Origin of the sequence: Microbulbifer taiwanensis, from assembly GCF_014904815.1 — a bacterium.
GTDB lineage: Bacteria > Pseudomonadota > Gammaproteobacteria > Pseudomonadales > Cellvibrionaceae > Microbulbifer > Microbulbifer taiwanensis.
Window position 1 is genome coordinate 152,103 of record NZ_JACZFR010000007.1, and the last position, 21,464, is coordinate 173,566.

The following is a 21,464-nucleotide window of genomic DNA, read 5'->3' on the forward strand; positions in this document are numbered from 1 at the left end:
GGGGCGGCCGTCCGCCCATGGCCGCGATCTGACTTTCCGCATCCCCGGAAATTGATCGCGGCCATGGGCCGCTCCTACAGCGAATGTAGATAGAAAGGCGCGGTGGCCGGACAATGGCCGCCGCGCCTTACGCCGTTTAAAAAGAACACACGATTAATATGTCGAAACGCGATTACTACGAAGTCCTCGGCGTCTCCAAGGGGGCGGATGAAAAGGACCTGAAGAAGGCCTACCGCCGGGTGGCAATGAAATTCCACCCGGACCGCAACCCCGATGACAAGGAGGCGGAGAACAAGTTCAAGGAGGCCAATGAGGCCTACGAGGTGCTGTCCGACCCGCAGAAAAAGGCGGCCTACGACCAGTTCGGCCACGCCGGTGTGGAAGGTCAGATGGGCGGTGGCGCCGGCGGTTTCGGCGGTTTCTCCGATATTTTCGGCGACGTATTCGGCGATATTTTCGGCGGCGGCGGTGGCCGCCGCAGCGGGCCGGCGCGCGGTTCCGACCTGCGCTACGATCTGGAGCTGGACCTGGAAGACGCGGTGCGCGGCACCAACGTCAAGATCCGCGTGCCCACCCTGGCCTCCTGTAACAGCTGCCATGGTTCCGGCGCCAAGCCCGGCTCATCGCCGCAGACCTGTGGTACCTGTGGTGGCGTCGGCCAGGTGCGTATGCAGCAGGGTTTCTTCTCGGTACAGCAGACCTGTCCCAATTGCCGCGGGCGCGGCACCATCATCTCCGACCCCTGTGGCAGCTGTCACGGGCGCGGGCGTGTGGAGGAGACCAAGACGCTGTCGGTGAAGGTGCCGCCGGGCGTCGACACTGGCGACCGCATCCGCCTGTCCGGCGAGGGCGAGGCGGGTCCGGACGGCGGTCCCGCCGGTGATCTCTATGTGCAGGTGGTGGTGAAGGAGCACGAGCTGTTCCAGCGCGACGGCAAGAACCTCTACTGCGAGGTGCCGATCAGTTTCGCTGCCGCGGCACTGGGCGGCGAGCTGGAAGTGCCGACACTGGACGGCAAGGTCAAGCTGAAGATCCCCGCCGAGAGCCAGACCGGCAAGCTGTTCCGCCTGCGCGGCAAGGGCGTCACCCCGGTACGCGGCGGCGCTCCCGGTGACCTGCTGTGCCGGGTAGTGGTGGAGACGCCGGTGAACCTGTCCGGCAAGCAGAAGGAGCTGCTGGAGGAATTCGCCAACACCCTGAGCGAGAAGAAAAACTCCCCGCGCCAGACCGGCTGGTTCGAGGGGGTAAAGAACTTCTTCGGTGATATGAAGCTCTGATTCCGGGACTCGTACTATAGGGGTGAGCAGAAGGTTTGCCCCAATAGCGTATTTTCGTCATTCCGGCGCAGGCCGGACCGCGCAGGCATGGATGCCGCAGCGAGCATTCGCGAAGCGAATGGCCCGAAGGGCCTGGGCGCAGGAGCGCCAGCTAATCCAAGTGCCACCACACTGGATACCGGCCTGCGCCGGTATGACGAGAGCGACGCAGCGCATTGCGCAGGTCCTACTCCTCCGCCAGCCGCTTGCGGAACTCCTCGTGGAATTCCTCCTGTACTTTTTTCAGCTCCTTCAGCTGGTCCGCGTTTAACAGGGGCACCAGCTTCGCACGGGTCTCGGCGCGAATCGCGATCATCTTCGCGTCCAGCTCCTCCCGCTGTTTGACCGACAGCTTCGGTTTTTCCTTCTCCTTTCCGACCTCGATGCCATATTCCTTCAGCAGCGCCAACTGGTCGTCGAAGGTTTTGTCCAGGATCGGTAGTGCCTTGTCCTCTTGCTCAGGGGTCAGTTTAAGGCGCAGGGTCAGCCAGTCGGCAATGTCGTCATACTTCTCCCAGAAATCTGTACCGAGCTCCTTGTCGTCGGCCTGCGCCATTCCTCCGCAGATCAACAGGGCGGCAGTCAACAGCAGTGTGGTCAGTCGGCAGTTTGTGAGTGCTTGCATACTTGGCGCTCCTTTCATTCAGCTCCTAGAAGACTAGCAGTTGTGGTTTTTGGCGGCCGGTGGTCTGTTAATTCTCTTCGCTATCAGCTGGGAAATTCTTATTTCCACTGAGCGGGGTGCGCGAAACTGACTTTTCCACAGGCCCAATCGGTTACGGCTATTCTGTGTCCTGCCTCCGGGGTAGAATCCGCGGCTTTATCCGGGGTGCGGAAAAAGGAGGGAGCATTGTGGCGGTAAAAATAGCGATAAGCGGATTTGGCGGGCGTATGGGGCGGGCCCTGGCGCAGGCGGTGACCCAGGCGCAGGGCGTGGAGCTGTCCGCGGCTGTTGTGCGGCCCGGATCCAGCCTTGTCGGCGCCGATGCGGGCGAAGTCGCCGGGCTGGGGCGTAGTGGAATCGCCATAGTGGACAGCCTGGCAGAGGCCGATTTCGACGTATTGATCGACTTTACCGCGCCCGCGGCGACCCTGGACAACGCCGCCCACTGCGCCAAACAGGGGCGCCCGATCGTGATAGGCACCACCGGTTTCGACGCGGAACAGAAAGAAAAACTGCTGTCCCACGCCGGGACCATTCCCCTGTGCCTGGCGAGCAACTTCTCCACCGGCGTCAACCTGTGCTTCAGCCTGCTGGAGACGGCGGCGCGGGTGCTGGGCGAAGAATCGGATATCGAAATCGTCGAGGCCCATCACCGCCATAAGGTGGACGCGCCCTCGGGTACCGCACTCAGCATGGGTGAAGTCGTGGCCAGCACTCTCGGCCGCGATCTGGACAGGGTGGCCGTCTACGGCCGCGAGGGCCAGACGGGTGCGCGCGAGCGCGACACCATCGGCTTCGCCACGGTGCGCGGCGGCGATGTGGTCGGCGATCACACGGTGATGTTTATGGCCGACGGCGAGCGGGTGGAAATCACCCACAAGGCCAGCAGCCGCCTGTCCTTTGCCCGCGGCGCCGTGCGCGCGGCACTCTGGCTGAAGGGGCGGGGATTGAAGGGCGAAGAACTGGATGGTGACCGCGCAGCCGGTCACTACGATATGCGCGATGTGCTGGGTTTGAATTAATTTAGTGATACTTCGGTAGCCTGAATGGCAGCGCAGAGGCTCCATCCAGGTCGCTCTTGTAGGGTGCGCCGTGCGCACCACGATTGAAAATGGTGCGCACGGCGCACCCTTCGTGAGGAGTAACGTGGGTTGGAAAAGAAGTTAATCGTCGGCAGTGAGGAGTGGTGCGGTTTTCCCTCCCTGGGTATCCCCGCCATCAAGGCGCGGGTGGACTCCGGGGCCAAGACGTCCTGTCTGCACGCCTACAATATCCAGACGTTCAAGCGCGACGGTGAGCCCTGGGTCAGCTTCGAGGCCCATCCGCTGCAGCACCTGCGCCGGCCGTCGGTGCGCTGCGAGGCGCGCCTGCTGGACAAGCGTATGGTGCGCAGCTCTTCGGGGGAGAGCGAGAAGCGCCCGGTAATCCGCACGGCTCTTTCCATCGGTGGCAGTGTCTGGGATATAGAGCTGACCCTGACCAACCGCGACTCCATGGGTTACCGCATGCTGCTCGGACGCGAGGCGATGCTCGGGCGCATGCTGGTGGATCCTTCGGAGAGCTTCTGTCTCGGCGATATGCCCCAGAGCCAGCTGGAGGAATACTACCGCGACGAGCACCATATGGCCGGTACCGGCCTGCGCATCGGCCTGCTGGCATCCAACCCGGATCTCTACAGCAACCAGCGCATCATGGAGGCTGGTGCCGAGCGCGGTCACCGCATGACTTTCCTGGATATCCGCCAGTGCTATATGAAGCTGGATCCGCAAGAGCCGGAAGTTCACTACCGCGACGGGCGGATACTCAACAACCTGGATGCGGTGATTCCGCGCATTCGCCCCAGCCAGACTTTCTACGGCTGTGCGCTTACGCGCCACTTCGAGAGCATCAGCGTCTTTGCGCTGAACGGCTCGGCGCCGATCAGCCAGTCGCGGGACAAGCTGTTCTCCCTGCAGCTGCTGCAGCAGAACGGCCTGAATATCCCCACCTCCGGTTTCGCCAACTCGCCGGTGGATACCGGTGAGCTGATCGAGATGGTCGGTGGCGCGCCGCTGATCGTGAAGCTACTCGAGGGCACCCAGGGCCGGGGCGTGGTGCTGGCGGAGACCCGCAAGGCGAGCGAGTCGGTGATCAATGCCTTCAAGTCATTGAAGGCCAACCTGCTGGTGCAGGAATTCATTCGCGAGGCCCAGGGCAAGGACCTGCGCCTGTTCGTGATCGACAACAAGGTGGTCGCGGCGATACAGCGCGAGGCGGCGCCGGGGGAATTCCGTGCCAATATCCACCAGGGCGGCACTGCCTCGGTGGTCAAGGTGACCGCCGAGGAGAAGCGCCTGGCAGTGAAGGCGGCCAAGGTGCTGGGACTCAAGGTGGCCGGTGTGGACATCATTCGCTCGAAGAAGGGGCCGCTGCTGTTGGAAGTGAACTCCTCACCGGGCCTGGAGGGTATCGAGAGTGCCACACGCAAGGATGTGGCCGGCGCCATGATCGTTTCGATCGAGAAGGCGCTCAAGTGGCGACCCGCCATTGCACCGGAAAGCGACAGCTCGCTGGCGACCGGGGAATAGCCGCTCCCCAACGCCTCCTGCAGCCAAAAGGACTTGGCCGCAGGGTTTTCCCCCTTTCTTTTCGGGCCGCTGTGCCGGAAGTCCCAGCTTGGCGCGCAACCCTTTGCGTCGTTTGGCGAAGCCTTATCTCCGAGACTAACCTTCTATAGATGCCGGACTGTATATCTGGCGCAGAATGTAACTCTATCCCTGGCTGCTAAGGATGGTGGGTCGGTGGAGCGCGACAGCGCGTTTCTGCTCTCGGTAGCCAGATGGTGCACACCATAAGGCTTGAAGCTGCATGAATAATCGCCAATTCCACTACTTCCTGAATAACCTTGCTCTGCTGATCTCGCACCTGGCGGTCCTGCTGGTCGTGGTGATGGCCACCAGCGCCCAGGCATCGGCCCAGCTGTCCGGCTCGGAAACCGGGCGCCGGGTGATGGTGGACTACATAGTGCACTTCGCCTACCACCTGCAGTGGCCCATCCAGGCCTTTACCGGAGCGGATGCGCCTTTTCGTATCTGTGTCATGGGTGGCGACAGCCTGAGCGTGCCGCTGGCAGAGCGCTTGAAACACCAGCGCATCAACGGCCGCCCTGTGGCGCTGGAAAGTGTCAGCCAGGGTGAGCCGATGCGCGCCCGCAGCTGCCAGATCGTCGTCCTCGGGGAAATGGAGCGCTCCAACCTGCTGAAAGCGGTGGGGGCCCTGGAGTTCTTTCCTGTGTTGACGGTCAGCGACGCCGAGCGCTTCGCGGTCACCGGCGGCATGATCGAGTTTACCGGCAAGGGGGACAGCGTATCCCTGCAGCTGAACAAGACCATGCTCGACCGGGCGGAGCTGAAGGTGGGCAACAGTCTCTTCCGCCTGAGCCGGGAGGTGGATTGAGTGGGATGATAAACCTCTGGCGCTAGTCGATCTTTTCGCGTAGAATCTGCGCCCGTTTGGACTGGCTCCGCGCCCATCGCCGACAGGTGTGGGAGTCGCGGCAGTAAGCCCATCAATGTCGGCGGCAAGCGCCGGCCACAGTGTGCAAAGTGCGAGAGCCACGCGTGAATAAATTCAAAAAAGCGAGATGAAGCCGCGGAGTTTCATCTCGCTTTTTTATAGGCGCACAACAGGCTTGAAGTCCTGCGCCGGCTCCGCACAAACCCCCGCCCGGAAACAGTTCTGAAGACTGGAGATCGAATTGACTAAAGCTGTCCCCACGCCGGAGGCCTCCATGCCCCACAACTTTATGCAGAGTATTCGTACAACCCCGGCCCTGTTGGTACTCGCGGATGGCAGCGTTTTTGAAGGGCGCGCGATAGGCGCCCACGGCAGCGCAGTCGGCGAGGTGGTTTTCAATACCTCCATGACCGGTTACCAGGAAATCCTGACCGATCCCTCCTATGCCCGCCAGATAGTCACCCTGACTTATCCCCATATCGGCAATACCGGCACCAACTCGGAAGATGAGGAGTGCGGTGAGATCTGGGCCGCGGGTCTGGTGATCCGCGACCTGCCGCTGCTGGCCAGCAGCTTCCGCAAGGAGCAGTCGCTGGAGGACTATCTCAAGGCGCGCAATATCGTCGGTATCGCCGATATCGACACCCGCCGCCTGACCCGCCTGCTGCGGGACAAGGGCGCCCAGAGCGGCTGCATTATCGCCGGCGACTCGGTGAACACAGAGTCCGACCGGGAAGCCGCGCTGGCCAAGGCGAAAGCCTTTGCCGGCCTCAAGGGCATGGACCTGGCCAGGGTGGTCTCCACCAAGCAGAAGTACCCGTTTAACGAGGGCACCTGGGAGTTGGGCCTGGGCCACAAGCCGGCGCCGGAACAGCCGTTCAAGGTTGTGGCCTATGACTTCGGCGTCAAACGCAACATCCTGCGCATGCTGGTGGACCGCGGCTGCGACATCACCGTGGTGCCGGCGGAGACCCCGGCCTCCGAGGCGCTGGCCCTCAATCCCGACGGTATCTTCCTGTCCAACGGCCCCGGCGACCCGGAGCCCTGCGACTACGCCATCACCGCAATCAGGGAATTCCTCGAGGTGGGTATTCCCACCTACGGCATCTGCCTCGGTCACCAGCTGCTGGGTCTGGCCGTGGGCGGCCGCTCGGCGAAGATGAAGTTCGGCCACCACGGCGGCAACCACCCGGTACAGGACCTGGACAGCGGCAAGGTCATGATTACAGCCCAGAACCACGGTTTCGAGGTGGACGCCGACTCGCTGCCGGCCAATGTGGAAGTGACCCACAAATCCCTGTTCGACGGCACCCTGCAGGGTATGCGCCTGAAGGACAAGCCTGCCTTCAGCTTCCAGGGCCACCCGGAAGCCAGTCCGGGCCCGCACGATGTGGCGCCGCTGTTCGACCAGTTTATCGAGCTGATGCAGGAGCGCCGTTAGGCGCAGCCCGCTTGGATCCTTTGTAGGAGCGGCGGGGCGGAAGGCCGCCCCTACAGCAAGACCGAAATTAAGCGCTGCCGGCAACAGCCGGCGCAAGAACGGAAGAAAGATGCCAAAACGCACAGACCTCAAAAGTATTCTGATTATCGGCGCCGGCCCCATCGTCATCGGCCAGGCGTGCGAGTTCGACTATTCCGGCGCCCAGGCCTGTAAGGCACTGCGGGAGGAGGGCTACCGGGTCATCCTGGTGAACTCCAACCCGGCCACCATCATGACCGACCCGGCCATGGCCGACGCCACCTATATCGAGCCGGTTGAATGGCGTACTGTGGCCAAGATTATCGAGAAGGAGCGCCCCGACGCGATCCTGCCCACCATGGGTGGCCAGACGGCCCTCAACTGTGCCCTGGACCTGGACAAAAACGGCATTCTGAACAAGTTCGACGTGGAGCTGATCGGCGCCGACAAGAATGCCATCGAGAAGGCCGAGGACCGCGACCTGTTCGACAAGGCCATGAAGGCCATCGGCCTGGAGACACCGCGGGCGAGAATCGTCCACTCGATGGAGGAGGCGAAGAAGGTCCCGGAGGAGTTCGGCTTCCCGGTCATCATCCGTCCGTCCTTCACCATGGGCGGCTCCGGCGGCGGCGTGGCCTACAACTGGCCCGAGTTCGAGGAAATCTGCAAGCGCGGCCTCGACCTGTCGCCCACCAACGAGCTGCTGATCGACGAGTCACTGCTCGGCTGGAAAGAGTACGAGATGGAGGTGGTTCGCGACAGGAACGACAACTGTATCATCGTCTGCTCCATCGAGAACTTTGATCCGATGGGGGTGCACACCGGTGACTCCATCACCGTGGCCCCGGCGCAGACCCTGACCGACAAGGAATACCAGCTGATGCGCAACGCCTCCATCGCGGTGTTGCGCGAGATCGGCGTGGAGACCGGCGGCTCCAACGTACAGTTCGGCGTCTGCCCCGAGACCGGTCGCATGGTGATCATCGAGATGAACCCGCGGGTGTCCCGCTCCTCGGCGCTGGCTTCCAAGGCCACCGGTTTCCCCATCGCCAAGGTGGCGGCCAAGCTGGCAGTCGGCTACACCCTGGACGAGTTGCAGAACGACATCACCGGTGGTGCCACCCCGGCCTCTTTCGAGCCGACCATCGATTACGTGGTCACCAAGATACCGCGCTTCACCTTCGAGAAGTTCGGCGAGGCGGATGCGCGCCTGACCACCCAGATGAAGTCGGTGGGTGAAGTAATGGCCATCGGCCGCACCTTTCAGGAGTCCATGCAGAAGGCCCTGCGTGGCCTGGAAGTGGGCTCCTTCGGCTTCGAGAGCAAGATTGACCCGAATGAAGACGGCGCCCAGGAGCGCCTGCGCCGCGAGTTGTCGGTGCCCGGTGCCGAGCGCATCTGGTATGTCGGCGACGCCTTCCGCATGGGTATGAGTGTCGGGGAAGTCTACGAGTTGTCCGGCATAGATCCATGGTTCCTGGTGCAGATAGAGGAGCTGGTCAGGATCGAGGAGCCGCTCAAGTCGCTGCCCACTTCGGCATTGACCGCCGAGCACATGCGCTTCCTGAAGCGCAAGGGCTTCTCCGACCGGCGCCTGGCGGACCTACTTGGCGTCAGCCAGAAAACCGTGCGCGAGTTCCGCCACAAGCTGGGCGTCTTCCCGGCCTACAAGCGTGTCGATACCTGCGCGGCGGAGTTCGCCACCAGCACAGCCTATATGTACTCCACCTATGACGAGGAGTGTGAGGCCAACCCGTCCGACAAGCAGAAGATCATGGTGCTCGGCGGTGGCCCCAACCGCATCGGCCAAGGTATCGAGTTCGACTATTGCTGCGTGCACGCCGCGCTGGCGATGCGCGATGACGGTTACGAGACCATCATGGTCAACTGCAACCCGGAAACCGTCTCCACCGATTACGACACCTCCGACCGCCTCTACTTCGAGCCGGTGACTTTGGAGGATGTGCTGGAAATCGTGCGCAAGGAAAAGCCCGCCGGTGTCATCGTGCAGTTTGGCGGCCAGACGCCGCTGAACCTGGCCCGCTACCTGGCCGCCGAGGGTGTGCCGATCATCGGTACTACCCCGGAGCAGATCGACCGCGCCGAGGACCGCGAGCGCTTCCAGCAGATGATCATGCGCCTGGGGCTGAAGCAGCCACAGAACGCCATTGTGCGCTCCGAACTGGAAGCGATTCAGCGCGCCAAGGATGTCGGCTACCCGCTGGTGGTGCGCCCCTCCTATGTACTGGGCGGCCGCGCCATGGAGATCGTCTACAAGGAAGACGAGCTCAAAACCTATATGAAAGAGGCGGTGCAGGTGTCCGACGAGGCGCCGGTACTGCTGGACCACTTCCTCAATGCCGCCATAGAGGTGGATATCGACGCGGTATCCGACGGCCAGGACGTGGTGATCGGCGCCATCATGCAGCATATCGAGCAGTGCGGTGTGCACTCCGGCGACTCCGCCTGCTCCCTGCCGCCCTACAGCCTGCCGTCCGATGTGCAGGACCGGATGCGCGAGGAGGTCAAGGCCATGGCGCGGGAACTGGGCGTCGTGGGCCTGATGAACACCCAGCTGGCATACCAGGACGGCGAGATCTACGTGATCGAGGTGAACCCGCGGGCGTCGCGCACCGTGCCCTTCGTGTCAAAGTGTATCGGCACCTCGTTGGCCAAGGTGGCGGCGCGCTGCCAGGCGGGCATCAGCCTGAAAGAGCAGGGTTTTACCGAGGAAATCGTGCCCGACTACTTCTCGGTCAAGGAGTCGGTGTTCCCGTTCAACAAGTTCCCGAAAGTGGACCCGATCCTGGGCCCGGAGATGAAGTCCACCGGCGAGGTGATGGGCGTGGGCGCGACCTTCGCCGAGGCCTTCGACAAGGGGCTGCTCGCCGCCGGCGACACACTGCCGGAATCCGGCCGGGTATTCATCTCGGTGCGCGACTTCGACAAGCCCGAGGTGCTGCCGGTTGCGCGCGACCTGGTTGCGCTCGGTTTCGAGCTGGTGGCCACCCGCGGCACCGCCAGGGTCTTGCAAGAAAGCGATATTCCCGTTACAACCGTCAACAAGATGAGCGAGGGCCGGCCCCATATCGTCGATATGATCAAAAACGACGAGATAGCCCTGGTGGTCAACACGACCGAGGGGCGCCAGGCCATTCGCGATTCCGCCGATATCCGCCGCAGCGCGGAGAATCACCAGGTGTGCTACACCACCACGCTGGCCGCGGCCAAGGCCATGGCCCTGGCCATGCAGCAGGGCGAAAACCTCGAGGTTCGCCGCCTGCAGGACCTGCACCAGCGGGTGGTCAAGCTGCCTGAATAAGGCTGGCGCCTTTGTAGGAGCGGCGGGCTGCCCCGCCGCTCCTACAAAGGCAAAATCAAACTCTGAGATACCGGCCAGGCTTTGCCGATAGGTGAAGCCTGGCTTTCTAGTTATAAAAATTGGAGGTCCCACTTTGAACCGGGTACCAATGACTGTCGAGGGCGCAGAGGCACTGCGCGCCGAACTGGAAAATCTGAAAAAGGTCGAACGTCCTGCAGTTGTCCAGGCCATCGCCGAAGCGCGAGAACACGGCGACCTGAAAGAGAACGCCGAGTACCACGCCGCGCGCGAGAAACAGGGTTTTATCGAGGGTCGCATCCAGGAGATTGAGGGCAAGCTGTCCCTCGCCCAGGTGATCGATGTAAAGGCCATAGAGCCCAGTGACAAGGTGATCTTCGGCACTACCGTGACCATCATCCATATGGATAACGATCAGGAAGTAACTTACAAGATTGTTGGTGACGATGAGGCCGATGTGAAAAAACAGAAAATTTCTGTCAATTCACCCATTGCCCGCGCGCTGATCGGCAAGGAAGTCGGCGATGTTGCCGTGGTGCAGACGCCTTCTGGTGCGGTGGAATACGAGATCGATGAGGTTCAGCATATCTGATCCGAAAAAGGTTCACTTTTCCCACTCGTAAAGGGCGGCCGCAGTGGCCGCCCTTTTTTTGGCTGCGCCCTTATACTGGATGATCACCCCACTGTTGCCGGACCTTTTCAAAGGGACGGCAAGGGCGCTTCAGAAAAGCAGTTGGGTAGTGATTGCGAGCCCGCGGATTGCGAGAAGCCCGGCTTCTCACAACAATCCGCGGGTCACAAAGCAAGAAATTTTTATCCGGTTATACGGCTACTGCACAACGATCGCAGTATTGCCATTTCCCGTCTGGCTCACGATGGCGGTTTCGGAATGTCCGCTCTGGATAACCGTGGCTTCGTTGAGGCTGCCGGACTGGCTGACGATGGCCATATGCCCGCCGCCCATACCGAAGGCGCCGGACTGCGTCACGTTGGCGCTGTTGCCGAAGCCATCCTGGCTGATCCTGGCACTGCTACCCCAGTCAACCTGAACCACATAGGCCTGGTTGCCAAAGCCGCTCTGCAGGATTTCGGCCTCGTGGTACATGCCGCTCTGGTCCGTGTAGGCGCGGTTGAAGCCACCCTGCTGGTTGATGGTGGAGAAATGCCCGTTGCCGCTCTGGGCTATCTGCGCCTCATTGCCGGTGCCCTCCTGGTAGATGAGTGCATCGGAATCAAAGCTGGTATTCTGGCCTATGTAGGCGCCGTGCAGCTGGCCGTGCTGCTCTATCCGCGCCACATTGCCCGCGCCCAGTATCTGAGCGATTTCCGCCTGGTTGCCGAAGCCGGACTGGAGTATCCACGCCTCACTGTCCTGGCTGCCCATCTGGTAGATAGCTGCGTCGTTGAGCGCGCCTCCCTGGTGGATATGGGCGCTGTTGTAGTTGCCGCCCTGCTGTAGCGTGTAGGCGCTGTTCAAGTCGCCTTCCTGCACCTGGTAGATGCTGGATCCCACCTCGGCCTGCTGCCGGGCTTGGGCGTTATGAAAGTTACCGGTTTGCTGTTGCGAAATGAAATTGTCGGTGGCGCCGGGGTCCGTCTGGTCGGCGTAAGCGGTATTGCCGGTGCCGTTCTGGTTGAGTTCGGCGGTGTTGGTCGCCGCCAGCACTATGCCGCTTGTGGCCAGCAACAGTGCCGCGGCTATGGGGGTTATGGGTTTCACAAATGGCTCCTCTACTGCCTCACCTACAGGATCCCTGTGGTGTCCGGGTACTCCGTTTCCCGCGCCTGTGCCTTGTGGGCCAGCCGGCGGGTTCCCTGCCAATTGTTAAAACGGGCGGCCACAAGGGCCGCCCGGAGTTTGGTTTCACGCAATGCGCTTACTGGATGATAACACCGACGTTGTTGTCGCCGGTCTGGGCTGCGACTGCGGTTTCGTTGAAGCCCTGCTGATGGGTAAAGTGGAAGTTGCCATTGCCGTTCTGGACGGTGAGGGAGAAGTGGCCCACGTCCTCCTGGTGGGTATGGGCTTCGTTAAGAACGCCATTCTGGAATTCCGCGGCGAAGTGGCCGAAGCCTGATTGCATGATGTGTCCGGAGTTAAGAATACCGACCTGTACCTTCAATGCCGAGCTGCCAACAGCGAAGATCTGGTCGATCTCGCCTTCGTTCAGTACGCCGCCCTGTATGATGGTGGCGTCGTTAGCGAGGGCAAAAACCTGGTTGATTTCGGCCTCGTTCAGTACGCCGCCCTGAATGATAAGGGCGTCGTTAGCGGCGGCAAAAACCTGGTTGACGTCGGCATCGTTCAGTACACCACCCTGAATAACAGTGGCATCGTTAAAGGCGGCGAAAACCTGGTTGATTTCGGCATCGTTCAGTACACCACCCTGGATGACAGTGGCATCGTTGGCTAACGCGAATGTCTGGTTGGTGACCGCCGAGTTGAGCAAACCGCCCTGAATGACAAGGGCATCGTTGAAGGCGCCGCCGAACTGAACGGAGACACCCAGGTTGAGGAGGCCGAACTGGATCTGGATGATGTCGCTGTCATTCTCGCCACCTTGTTGCACGGCGACTTGCGTGTTCAAGTCTCCGTTCTGATCCTGCACAATCAGGTTGTCATTATTGCCGGGACCGACCTGAACGGCTACCTGGGTGTTCATGTCACCGTTCTGGTTCTGGATGGCGGTGTTGCCGGCCGCGAGTACGCTGCCGCTGGCGGCGAAAAGTACTGCTGCGGCGATGGGGGTAAACGTCTTCATGAGTTGCTCCTTACTTAAGTCCGACGTTGGAAGAATCAGTACTGCTCATACTGATTTACGTTGGTGCTGGTTTCAGCGCCAAGTTGGGTTACAGCTGGGTGCAGGTCACGTCCGTCCTGGGCCTTGCCTGCGCTGTAGATACTGCGGGTCTGTCGTTCCGGCTCGGGGCGCCAGTTTTCGAACTCGATGGCGTTCAAATCCCTGAAGCGTCCGGGCTGCGCATTCGCCAGCTCGCGACTGGCGTCTGTCGTGTGGAACTCTGGCTCACTGCCACTGGCGGGCTCCAGGCCGCCTGTCCGCTCTCCGGCGACTGCCTTGGAGAAGACGTGGGCGGAGGGAGAAAGTCGTGGTAGTGAATTCATAAACCCCTGGTCAAATTTGAAACACTTTGTGTGAAAAGCGATCGAATGCTGAGTTGAGTCTTGTCGTTCAGCAGGGAGGTCGCTATAGGAGGGAAGTGTCGAAACTCTAGGAAAAAAGTTCGATTTTTGAGCAGTTGTTTTTTAAGGCGCTAGGAAAGAAAGGGAATCGCGCCAGTGGAGGTGGTTCGTGACGCCAAAAGGCGAATTGCCGCCTTGACGGGGGGGACAAAGTTGGCAGGAAATGTGCGGGACGTCGGCGGGCTAGTGGGCCATGCGGGAAGTTCGGTAACAAAGGAGCACAGCCAAAGCGTTCAGATCAAGGCGAGAAAGCGCAGGAATAGCCGCGTTATTTCAAGCTTTCTCAACGCAGAGCTGGGCGCTTTGGCGACGCGAACTGTTACACAATTTTCCGCATGGCCCACTAGTGCACCAGAGATACAGAATTGCCGTTACCTGATTGGGTAACTATCGCCGTCGATGAAAATCCGCCCTGAATAATTGTCGCTTGGTTCAGCCCGCCGGACTGGCTGATCACGGTCAGGTGGCTGCCGCCCATGCCGAAGGCGCCTGACTGCATGACAGTGGCGCCGTTGAAAAATCCATCCTGGGTGACGACGGCGCGATTGTACCAGTCTTCCTGAATCACCGCGGCTTCGTTGGCAAAGCCGCTTTGGGCGATATCGGATTCCTGGGCGTAATTCTCCTGGTCTGTGCTTGCCCTGTTGAAGGAACCGCGCTGGGCTGTACTTGAAAAGTGGCCTATGCCGGTATGGGCGGTTCTGGCGTCATTATCGGACCCTTCCTGGTCGACAATGGCTTCGGCGTGAAAGCTGCCTGTCTGCCCGACAGTGGCGCTGTGGGCCAGGCCGCGCTGTTCGATTACCGCAGTATTGCCCATACCGACAATCTGGTTGATTTCCGCCGAATTGTTGAAGCCCCGCTGCCCGACATTCGCCCGGGTACCTTTGGTGGCCGCCTGCAGGCTCACGGCTTCGTTGAGTGCGCCGGCCTGGTGGACCTCACTGCTGTTGCCCGATCCGCCGAACTGCAGGGCACTGGCCCTGTTCAGCGCGCCCTTCTGGACCTGTTTTATGCTGCTGTCCGACTCGTCCCGCTGGCTGGCGTCGGCAGCGTTGTAGATGCCATCCTGTTCCTGGCGGAGACTGTTGCCGGTAGCGCCCGGCATGAACTGTTCGGCGTAGGTGGTATTGCCAGATCCGCCCTGTTTCTGTTCTGCGCTGTTGTCTGTCGCGCCAGCAAAGGCGCTGGCCAGGAGTGCCGCTACCGCGGCTGTGACAGGAAATATCTTCACGATGGAGAACCCGCATTGTGACAATAACCGCCAGGGTCAGTTGTACTGGTTGACGGTAGTGGTGATTGCTGTGCCCTTCTGGGTGACTGCGGTGTGCAGGCCGTTGCCGCTCTGGTAGATATTCACGTTGTGGTAGACGCCCAACTGGTTCACCAGCACGGAATTCTGTATGCCAAATTGGGATATGCCCGCCTCGTTCGCGAAACCGATCTGATTGAGGCGAATCTGGTTCTCGTATCCCGCCTGGAGCAGGGCGGCGATATTGTCCTCGCCCTTCTGGCGTGAAATTACCGCGTTTTCGTTACCCGCCTGGGTGACAGACAGCCTGTTCTTCTGCCCGTCCTGCAACGCGGACAGGTAATTCAGCAGCCCGTACTGCCTGGCATTCACATCATTGAGGTTGCCCTCCTGATGGGCGACTGCCAGGTTGGCGACTGAAATGACGCTGTTGAAGTCCAGCTCGCTGCCACCGGCCAGTTCCGACCCGGAATCCAGATCTCCTCCCCAGGCGCTGCTGAGCGCAACCAGGGGCAGGGCCAGGGCCAGTGTGAAGCTGTGGACGGCGCTTCGGGTTGTGGCTTTCATCTTACATCTTCCGCAAATTCCCCGGAAAGGCGAATGGCTGGATCCGGGTGTGGTCGTATTCAACTGCCCGACAGAAGGTCGGACAGCGTAAGGATAGCTACATGATGTGAATGCTTTCATTCAGATAGTATTGCAACACAGGGTTGTTGATGTCGTCGGGGTTTTTCAGCGCCCAGGAATTGTTGACGATACCTTCGCCGATCAGGTGGATGACCGCGGCTTCCATGGCCGAGAGCATCGCCAGCTGCGCGGGCTCATTAGTTGTGGTTCCGGCCTCCATTTCGAGCAGGCGGCGGAATTTGACGAAGCGATAGACGTCCGCGCTGATGGCTTTCGAATAGACGGTTTTCGATGTCAGCACCGAGTGCAGCACCCTCCCAGAGCGAATGTCGATGACCCTCAGGTTCACAGTGACCTGGTCGACGCGATACTGGTCGTCGATACCGATGCCGAAGTACCGGGCACCCGCTCCGCCAGTGCGGATGTTAGTGTCGTAAGCGACAATCCCGCCCTCCAGAAGAACGTTGGCTGCGACCAGGGAGGGCAGTGCCATACTGTTGTTGCTTGGGGTGTCCGGCTTGGCCTGGGCGGCGCGGATGATCTTGCGCTCCGTCAGCAGGTTCTGCAGGCCTTCCCGCTCCAATGGAACAAACCAGCCGGATTCGTTCAGCACATCCATCAACATGGAGGCGCCCCCCTGGGTGACGGCGGTGGAAAAACTGCTGTTCGGGGCTGGCTTGTACTGCCCAGTCTGGTCACGAAAGCCGTACACCGCAGCCAGAATCTTCCCATTTGGGGCGGGAAGGTTGAGGAGGTCTCTGTAGGTGCTGTTTCTCGGTGTGAGCTGTGCGTCAGACCTGCCCGGTCCAAACAGGGCATCGCCGGTGCTCTTCACGGCCGTGCAGCCACTCAAGGTGGTCATCGCAGCCAGGATGGGCAAAGCAAACCTTTTTATTGCAATACGCATTGCCGTTATCTCCTACTTTTATATATGGCGTAAAGCGGTTGAGTTTCTAATTGGTCGGGTTCAGCCCGCTTACGATGATTTCACTTTTATCACCGGTGTTTCGATCGGTTATCAAGACCGTCAGTACACCGTCGTTATCGACGATCTGGACGACGAAGTCGTCCGTAACCAGTTCCCCGCTGTTGCCGTTGCCAACATCTGTCAACAGCTGGTTCAGGAGTCGAGTTTCCAGAGAATCTGTAAACCGGTCCAGGGCGCTCGGCTGTTCGTAGACCAAGTCCTCTTGATCCGGATCCTTGTGCTTGTCTTGCGCCTGGGCGTTATTCAGTAGATAGGTTCCGTTGAGCGGATTGCCGCCAAAATTTGGGTTCACCGGTTCATAGATCAGCTCGGTTGCGGATGCCAACCCGGAGGCGAATGGGAGGAGGGGGGCAAGAATAAGGCCTGCCAGTCTTGCGGATTTCATCAGAATTCATCCTTACCTATGTCAAAGTGATCGGTGAGGGCGCTACGTATTTTTTCCTGCAGCACCGTTTCGTGAATATGCTTGGATACTTCTTCCGCCAAGCGGCGAATATTGTTCGTGCTCGGGCTGATAAACTGCCGAAAGACGGTTTTTTCGTTGTAGGTGACCCAAATCAAGTTCCCCCACCTCGCGGAGGGGCGCTCAAAAATCGTCAGGTTGTAGTCGCTGTCCGGGTAGTGCAGGTTGCGATATTCGCTCATATAACGGGCGAAATCGTGGCCTGTCCGCGTAATGGTCCGGTCGATATTGAAGCCGCTAATTTCGTCTTCAATACGGCCGCTGCTCTCCTCCAGGGCACCGTCGTTAACATCTGTTCCTTCGTCCGCTTCTTGAGCTGACGCCAGGGCGGGAAGTAGTATGAGTAAGAGCGCCAGCCGTTTCATATTCGTTCAGCCTGGAGATGCAGCTTGGCCCAGTTGCTGGCCTGGAGTCGGTTTCTGACGCCGATCTTGCGGAATATGTTGTACATATGGTTCTTCACCGTATGCTCGCTAAGGTGCAGTCTGGTAGCGATGACGCTGTTAGGCTCGCCGGAAGTTAGCTGATGCAATATTTCCTGTTCACGCTTGGTGAGCAGCAGTCCGTTTTTCAAATCTTCGATGAGGGCACTGTCTGCGCTCTGGATGGCAGCGCCGAGCTTTTTTATCAGGTTCTCCTGATTAGTTGTGGCATCGCATAGCAGGTGGAAATTTTTCCGTTTCAGCTTTTCTGCCATATGGCTGGAAATGTCCGATGGGAAATTGATAAGTAGGGTTTTGGGATGGTTGAGATTTTTTAAATAGGAAAAAAACTGGTTTGACTCAGAGTTCATCGCAATCTGCCAGCAATCAATGACGATTGCCTGGTAGTGCTGTAGACAGTGTCTCTGCTTGCCTATTTCCGATTTTTCCCAGTTTGATGGGAGTGAATTTGATATCAGTGAAAACAACAACTCTCCGTGCAGGCCAGAGTTGCTGAAAAAAAGAACCGGCATATACCTCTTACCTCTCCTTGGCTAGATCAATAACAAAATTTCTGGATCTAGATATTTTCTGCGACTCCGTGTCGCGAGAATTTCTCCGACTGTCCCGCCTGGATATCTATCTGGGGTAGTTCAGTTTCCGTCGTCAGGAGTAGTCAAAATGGGTTAAATAACTCAGTGAATGAGAAGTTAGTTTGGAGTGTAGACCCTGCTGGCGTATTTTCTAGACAAAATAAGTGTCATATTTTCAGGGTACTTCAGTCGATTAATTTGATTTTCTCAGCGTCTGGTTTCTGTTGGTTGTGATGCCTTGGATATTACTGCTAAGGACTTGAGTGGCGGTTAGGCAGGTTGTTGGAGCGCCAGTATAGACTCTCCTGTTGGGGGCCTGCGATGCATCGGGTTGTGAAGTGATGGATGTGTGTTCGCTATGCTATAGGATGATTGCCGCGGCACAGTGCAGTTTACAATCAGAGGCAGTGCATACTGGCGGCTCAGGGTGTCGGGGATTTAAGTGCAACGAATTGATCCACTGCCCAGGAAATTTCCACTGTGGCGATATCCGGCTGCCACCGGTCGTCGGGGCTATCTTTACCCGCTACTACTGCTGGCATTGTTGGGCGCCTGCCAACCGAAGCCCGATCGCGCGCTGGGAACCCTGGAGTGGGACCGTATAGCGTTGCCAGCGCCGGCAGCGGAAAAAATAGTCGAAATCCACGTGCGCGAAGGCGAGCGCGTCGGCTACGGCCAGGTGCTGTTGCAACTGGATGCCAGTCGCAGCAGGGCACAGCTCGCCGCGGCGCGGGATGAGGTGGCGCGACGCAAGGCCGTACTGGATGAACTGGAGGTGGGCCCGCGCATCGAGGAAATCCAGCGCGCAGAGGCGAGCCTGGCCGCGGCGATCGCAGAGGAGAAAGACGCCCGGCAAAACTACCAGCGCCTGCGCAAATTGGGTGGAGAGGACTATATCTCCCAGTCGGATATCGATCGCGCCGAGGCCGCAGCCGACAGTGCCGCGGCGCAGGTGGACTCCAGCCGGGCTGCGTTGCTGGAGTTGCAGCGCGGAACCCGCAGCGAAGACATAGCCCAGGGGCAGGCTGCACTGGCGCAGGCCAGTGCCGAGGCGGAAGCCCAGTTGGTTCTGTTACAGAAGCTTACAGTGCAGGCTCCACGCAGCGGGCTGGTGGACGACCTGCCGTTCAAGCTCGGGGATGAGGCGCCGATTGGCGGTCCCCTGGCGGTGATGCTGGTCGGCGAAACGCCCTATGCCCGCGTCTATATTCCGCAACTGTTGCGGCCCGGTATTCAGGTGGGAGATGAAGCAAGGGTCTATATCCAGGGAATGGAAACATCCTTTGCCGGACGAGTGCGCATGATCCGCAGTGAGCCCAGCTTTACGCCCTACTATGCGCTGACCGGTGAGGATGTGGCGCGGCTCAGTTACCTGGCGGAAATCCAGCTGGGTGAGGACGCGGCGGAACTGCCCGCTGGCCTGCCGCTGTCGGCGGAGTTTGACCGCATCCGCGAAAGTGCGCCGCAAAATACTCCGGAAAGCACCGATGGAAACTGACATCGCCATCCGCGCCCGCGACCTCAGCAAGAAATTTGGCGCGCTGCGCGCGGTGGACAACCTGAATCTGACCGTTAATCACCGCCAGGTGTATGGATTCCTGGGCCCCAACGGTTCGGGGAAATCCACCAGCATCCGCATGTTGTGCGGCCTGCTGACACCCAGTGCCGGCGAAATCGAAGTGCTCGGCCTGCGCATACCCGAACAGGCCGAGGAACTGCGCCGGCATATCGGCTATATGACACAGCAATTCTCCCTGTTCACTGACCTGACCCTGCGTGAAAACCTGGACTTTCTCGCCGCGGTACAGAACCTGCCATCGGCGCAGGCGCGGCAGCGGGTGGAGGAGCTGCTGCAGGAATACGGCTTCGCCGGACGTGCGGAGCAGATGGCGGCTACCCTGAGCGGCGGGCAGAAACAGCGCCTGGCGCTAGCCGGCAGCGTAATCCACAAGCCGGAACTGCTGTTTCTGGACGAGCCCACCAGTGCGGTGGACCCGGAATCGCGGCGGGACTTCTGGGAAAAGCTGTTCGAGCTGGCGGATGCCGGCACCACTATCCTGGTTTCCTCCCACTATATGGACGAGGCAGAGCGTTGCCACCGGCTGGCGATCCTCGATCATGGCCGCCTGGTAGCGGACGGCAGCCCCGCGGCGCTGACCGGTGCGCTGGAAGGGCGCACCCTGGAAGTGCGCGCCGAGCGACCGCGCCATGCAAAACAGGTGTTGCTGCAGGTGCCGGGCGTGATCAGCGCGGCGCAGATCGGTAACAGCCTGCGAGTGTTGTGCGAGGAGACCGATGACTGCGCGGCGCGTATCGAGCGCGCCTTCGGCGAGCGGCAGGTGCGTGCCGAGGTGCGCCCGACGGTGCCCAGCCTGGAGGACGTTTTTGTCGCCGCGACCAGTCAGGCACCCGAAGAGCCTGTCGGGGAGGGCTCGTGAACTGGCGTCGTCTCTGGGCGGTGGTGATCAAGGAGCTGCGCCAACTGCGCCGGGATCGCATCACCCTGGGGATGATCGTCGGCGTGCCGATAGTGCAGCTGATGCTATTCGGCTATGCCATCAACCTCAACCCGCGCCACCTGCCCGCCGCCATCGCCGACCAGGCGCAGACCAGCGGCTCGCGCCAGCTGGTCATGGACTTATTGGCCACCGGGGTGATAGAGCCGGTGGCGAACGCCAGGAGTCCACAGCAGCTGATGATCATGCTGCGCCGCGGCGAGATCAGCGTCGGCGTGGTGATTCCGCGGGATTTCGAGCGCCGCAGGACCCAGGGCGAAGAGGCGGTACAGGTGCTAGTGGACGGCAGCGATACGGTGGTGCAGAACGCCGCCATACAATTGGCGCAGATGCCGCTCACCTACGTGCCGGCCCAGCCCAGGGGGGCGGCGGGGAGGGGGGCCTCCGTGCCGCTGCCGCAGCTGCCGATCAGCGTGGTGGCCTTTTACAACCCGCAGCGGGTGTCGGCAATCAATATCGTGCCGGGGCTGATCGGCATCATCCTGACGATGACCATGGTGATGTTTACGGCCATCTCCATAGTGCGCGAGCGGGAGCGGGGCAATATGGAGCTCCTGATCGCGACGCCGGTCAGCAGCGCCGAGCTGATGCTGGGCAAAGTGCTGCCCTACGGCGTCATCGGCCTTATCCAGACCAGCCTGGTGCTGCTGGCGGGGGTGCTGTTGTTCCAGGTGCCCATTCGCGGCAGCCTGCTGGATGTCTACTGGTCGGCGATACTGCTGATTCTCGCCAACCTGAGTCTGGGCCTGCTGATCTCCACCCGCGCCCAGTCCCAGTTCCAGGCCATGCAGATGACCTTCTTCGTCTTCGTGCCGTCGATACTGCTGTCCGGCTTTATGTTTCCCTTCGAGGGTATGCCGAAGCCGGCGCAGTGGATAGCGGAGTTCCTGCCCCTGACCCATTTCCTGCGCCTGATCCGCGGCGTCATGCTGCGCGGTGCCGATCTCTCGGAGCTGTGGCCGGACTGGTTGGCGCTAGTGGTGTTTATTGTGCTGATGATGACTCTGGCTATAGCGCGCTTTCGTAAGAGGCTGGATTAAGTCCCGTTCGTTCATTGGGCTGACTATTTAGTAAACGATCAATTACACGCTATTACAAATTAAGGTTAAAAGTTGCTCTGTCAAAAA

Annotated in this window: 20 protein-coding genes and 1 pseudogene; 11 read left to right on the forward strand and 10 right to left on the reverse strand. The window is 60.2% G+C overall.

Annotation, left to right across the window (positions count from 1 at the left end; all coding sequences use genetic code 11):
• Positions 1-158: 158 nt before the first annotated feature.
• Positions 159-1,277 carry a molecular chaperone DnaJ gene (gene dnaJ, locus IG627_RS02605; protein WP_193189614.1) on the forward strand — a complete coding sequence of 373 codons (1,119 nt, stop codon included), beginning with the start codon at positions 159-161 and terminating at the stop codon, positions 1,275-1,277.
• Between the two features lie 226 nt (positions 1,278-1,503).
• On the opposite strand, the gene IG627_RS02610 is transcribed toward dnaJ, so the two are convergent.
• Positions 1,504-1,941: an RNA polymerase sigma factor RpoD gene (locus tag IG627_RS02610; protein WP_193189616.1), complete on the reverse strand. Its 438-nt coding sequence runs from the start codon at positions 1,939-1,941 to the stop codon at positions 1,504-1,506.
• A 227-nt stretch (positions 1,942-2,168) separates the two neighbouring features.
• Between IG627_RS02610 and dapB the strand changes: the two genes are divergently transcribed.
• From dapB to greA, 7 genes and pseudogenes are all read left to right on the forward strand, one after another.
• Positions 2,169-3,002, forward strand: coding sequence for a 4-hydroxy-tetrahydrodipicolinate reductase (gene dapB / locus IG627_RS02615; RefSeq protein ID WP_193189618.1), 834 nt, complete (start codon positions 2,169-2,171; stop codon positions 3,000-3,002).
• Positions 3,003-3,131: 129 nt separating this feature from the next.
• Positions 3,132-3,533 (forward strand): annotated as a pseudogene (locus IG627_RS20815) (ATP-dependent zinc protease family protein); the annotation flags it as partial.
• Between the two features lie 84 nt (positions 3,534-3,617).
• On the forward strand, positions 3,618-4,547 hold the full coding sequence (rimK, locus tag IG627_RS02620; protein ID WP_226864643.1) for a 30S ribosomal protein S6--L-glutamate ligase: 930 nt from the start codon (positions 3,618-3,620) through the stop codon (positions 4,545-4,547).
• A 280-nt stretch (positions 4,548-4,827) separates the two neighbouring features.
• Positions 4,828-5,415: a YfiR family protein gene (locus IG627_RS02625; RefSeq protein ID WP_226864629.1), complete on the forward strand. Its 588-nt coding sequence runs from the start codon at positions 4,828-4,830 to the stop codon at positions 5,413-5,415.
• A 334-nt stretch (positions 5,416-5,749) separates the two neighbouring features.
• Positions 5,750-6,916, forward strand: coding sequence for a glutamine-hydrolyzing carbamoyl-phosphate synthase small subunit (carA, locus tag IG627_RS02630; RefSeq protein ID WP_193189709.1), 1,167 nt, complete (start codon positions 5,750-5,752; stop codon positions 6,914-6,916).
• Positions 6,917-7,025: 109 nt separating this feature from the next.
• Positions 7,026-10,256, forward strand: coding sequence for a carbamoyl-phosphate synthase large subunit (gene carB / locus IG627_RS02635; protein ID WP_193189622.1), 3,231 nt, complete (start codon positions 7,026-7,028; stop codon positions 10,254-10,256).
• Between the two features lie 133 nt (positions 10,257-10,389).
• Positions 10,390-10,866, forward strand: a complete 477-nt coding sequence (gene greA / locus IG627_RS02640) for a transcription elongation factor GreA (protein WP_193189624.1) — start codon at positions 10,390-10,392, stop codon at positions 10,864-10,866.
• A 237-nt stretch (positions 10,867-11,103) separates the two neighbouring features.
• Here greA and IG627_RS21160 read toward each other — a convergent pair whose 3' ends face one another.
• The 9 genes from IG627_RS21160 to IG627_RS02685 form a co-directional block, all read right to left on the reverse strand.
• Positions 11,104-11,994 carry a hypothetical protein gene (locus IG627_RS21160; RefSeq protein ID WP_193189626.1) on the reverse strand — a complete coding sequence of 297 codons (891 nt, stop codon included), beginning with the start codon at positions 11,992-11,994 and terminating at the stop codon, positions 11,104-11,106.
• 157 nt (positions 11,995-12,151) lie between these two features.
• Complete coding sequence (locus IG627_RS02650) at positions 12,152-13,036, reverse strand: hypothetical protein (RefSeq protein ID WP_193189628.1); 885 nt, start codon at positions 13,034-13,036, stop codon at positions 12,152-12,154.
• A 35-nt stretch (positions 13,037-13,071) separates the two neighbouring features.
• A complete protein-coding gene (locus IG627_RS02655) occupies positions 13,072-13,398 on the reverse strand; it encodes a hypothetical protein (protein ID WP_193189629.1) in 327 nt (108 codons plus the stop codon).
• A gap of 421 nt (positions 13,399-13,819) precedes the next feature.
• On the reverse strand, positions 13,820-14,710 hold the full coding sequence (locus IG627_RS02660; protein ID WP_193189631.1) for a hypothetical protein: 891 nt from the start codon (positions 14,708-14,710) through the stop codon (positions 13,820-13,822).
• Positions 14,711-14,746: 36 nt separating this feature from the next.
• Positions 14,747-15,295, reverse strand: coding sequence for a hypothetical protein (locus IG627_RS02665; protein ID WP_193189633.1), 549 nt, complete (start codon positions 15,293-15,295; stop codon positions 14,747-14,749).
• Positions 15,296-15,392: 97 nt separating this feature from the next.
• Positions 15,393-16,262: a CsgG/HfaB family protein gene (locus IG627_RS02670; protein WP_193189635.1), complete on the reverse strand. Its 870-nt coding sequence runs from the start codon at positions 16,260-16,262 to the stop codon at positions 15,393-15,395.
• A gap of 46 nt (positions 16,263-16,308) precedes the next feature.
• The gene (locus IG627_RS02675) at positions 16,309-16,728 is read right to left on the reverse strand and encodes a curli assembly protein CsgF (protein WP_193189637.1); all 420 of its coding nucleotides are present in this window, start codon (positions 16,726-16,728) and stop codon (positions 16,309-16,311) included.
• On the reverse strand, positions 16,728-17,171 hold the full coding sequence (locus IG627_RS02680) for a CsgE family curli-type amyloid fiber assembly protein (RefSeq protein ID WP_193189639.1): 444 nt from the start codon (positions 17,169-17,171) through the stop codon (positions 16,728-16,730). Before IG627_RS02680 ends, IG627_RS02675 begins: the two co-directional genes overlap by 1 nt.
• Positions 17,168-17,761, reverse strand: a complete 594-nt coding sequence (locus IG627_RS02685) for a helix-turn-helix transcriptional regulator (protein ID WP_193189641.1) — start codon at positions 17,759-17,761, stop codon at positions 17,168-17,170. The genes IG627_RS02680 and IG627_RS02685 overlap by 4 nt, the downstream gene beginning before the upstream one ends.
• A 502-nt stretch (positions 17,762-18,263) precedes the next feature.
• On the opposite strand from IG627_RS02685, the gene IG627_RS02690 reads away from it, so the two are divergent.
• From IG627_RS02690 to IG627_RS02700, 3 genes are read left to right on the forward strand one after another with little or no spacing between them, the layout of a single operon-like run.
• A complete protein-coding gene (locus IG627_RS02690) occupies positions 18,264-19,319 on the forward strand; it encodes an HlyD family secretion protein (RefSeq protein ID WP_319024479.1) in 1,056 nt (351 codons plus the stop codon).
• On the forward strand, positions 19,309-20,259 hold the full coding sequence (locus tag IG627_RS02695; protein WP_226864630.1) for an ABC transporter ATP-binding protein: 951 nt from the start codon (positions 19,309-19,311) through the stop codon (positions 20,257-20,259). Before IG627_RS02690 ends, IG627_RS02695 begins: the two co-directional genes overlap by 11 nt.
• Positions 20,256-21,377: an ABC transporter permease gene (locus IG627_RS02700; RefSeq protein WP_193189643.1), complete on the forward strand. Its 1,122-nt coding sequence runs from the start codon at positions 20,256-20,258 to the stop codon at positions 21,375-21,377. The genes IG627_RS02695 and IG627_RS02700 overlap by 4 nt, the downstream gene beginning before the upstream one ends.
• The last annotated feature ends 87 nt before the right edge of the window (positions 21,378-21,464 follow it).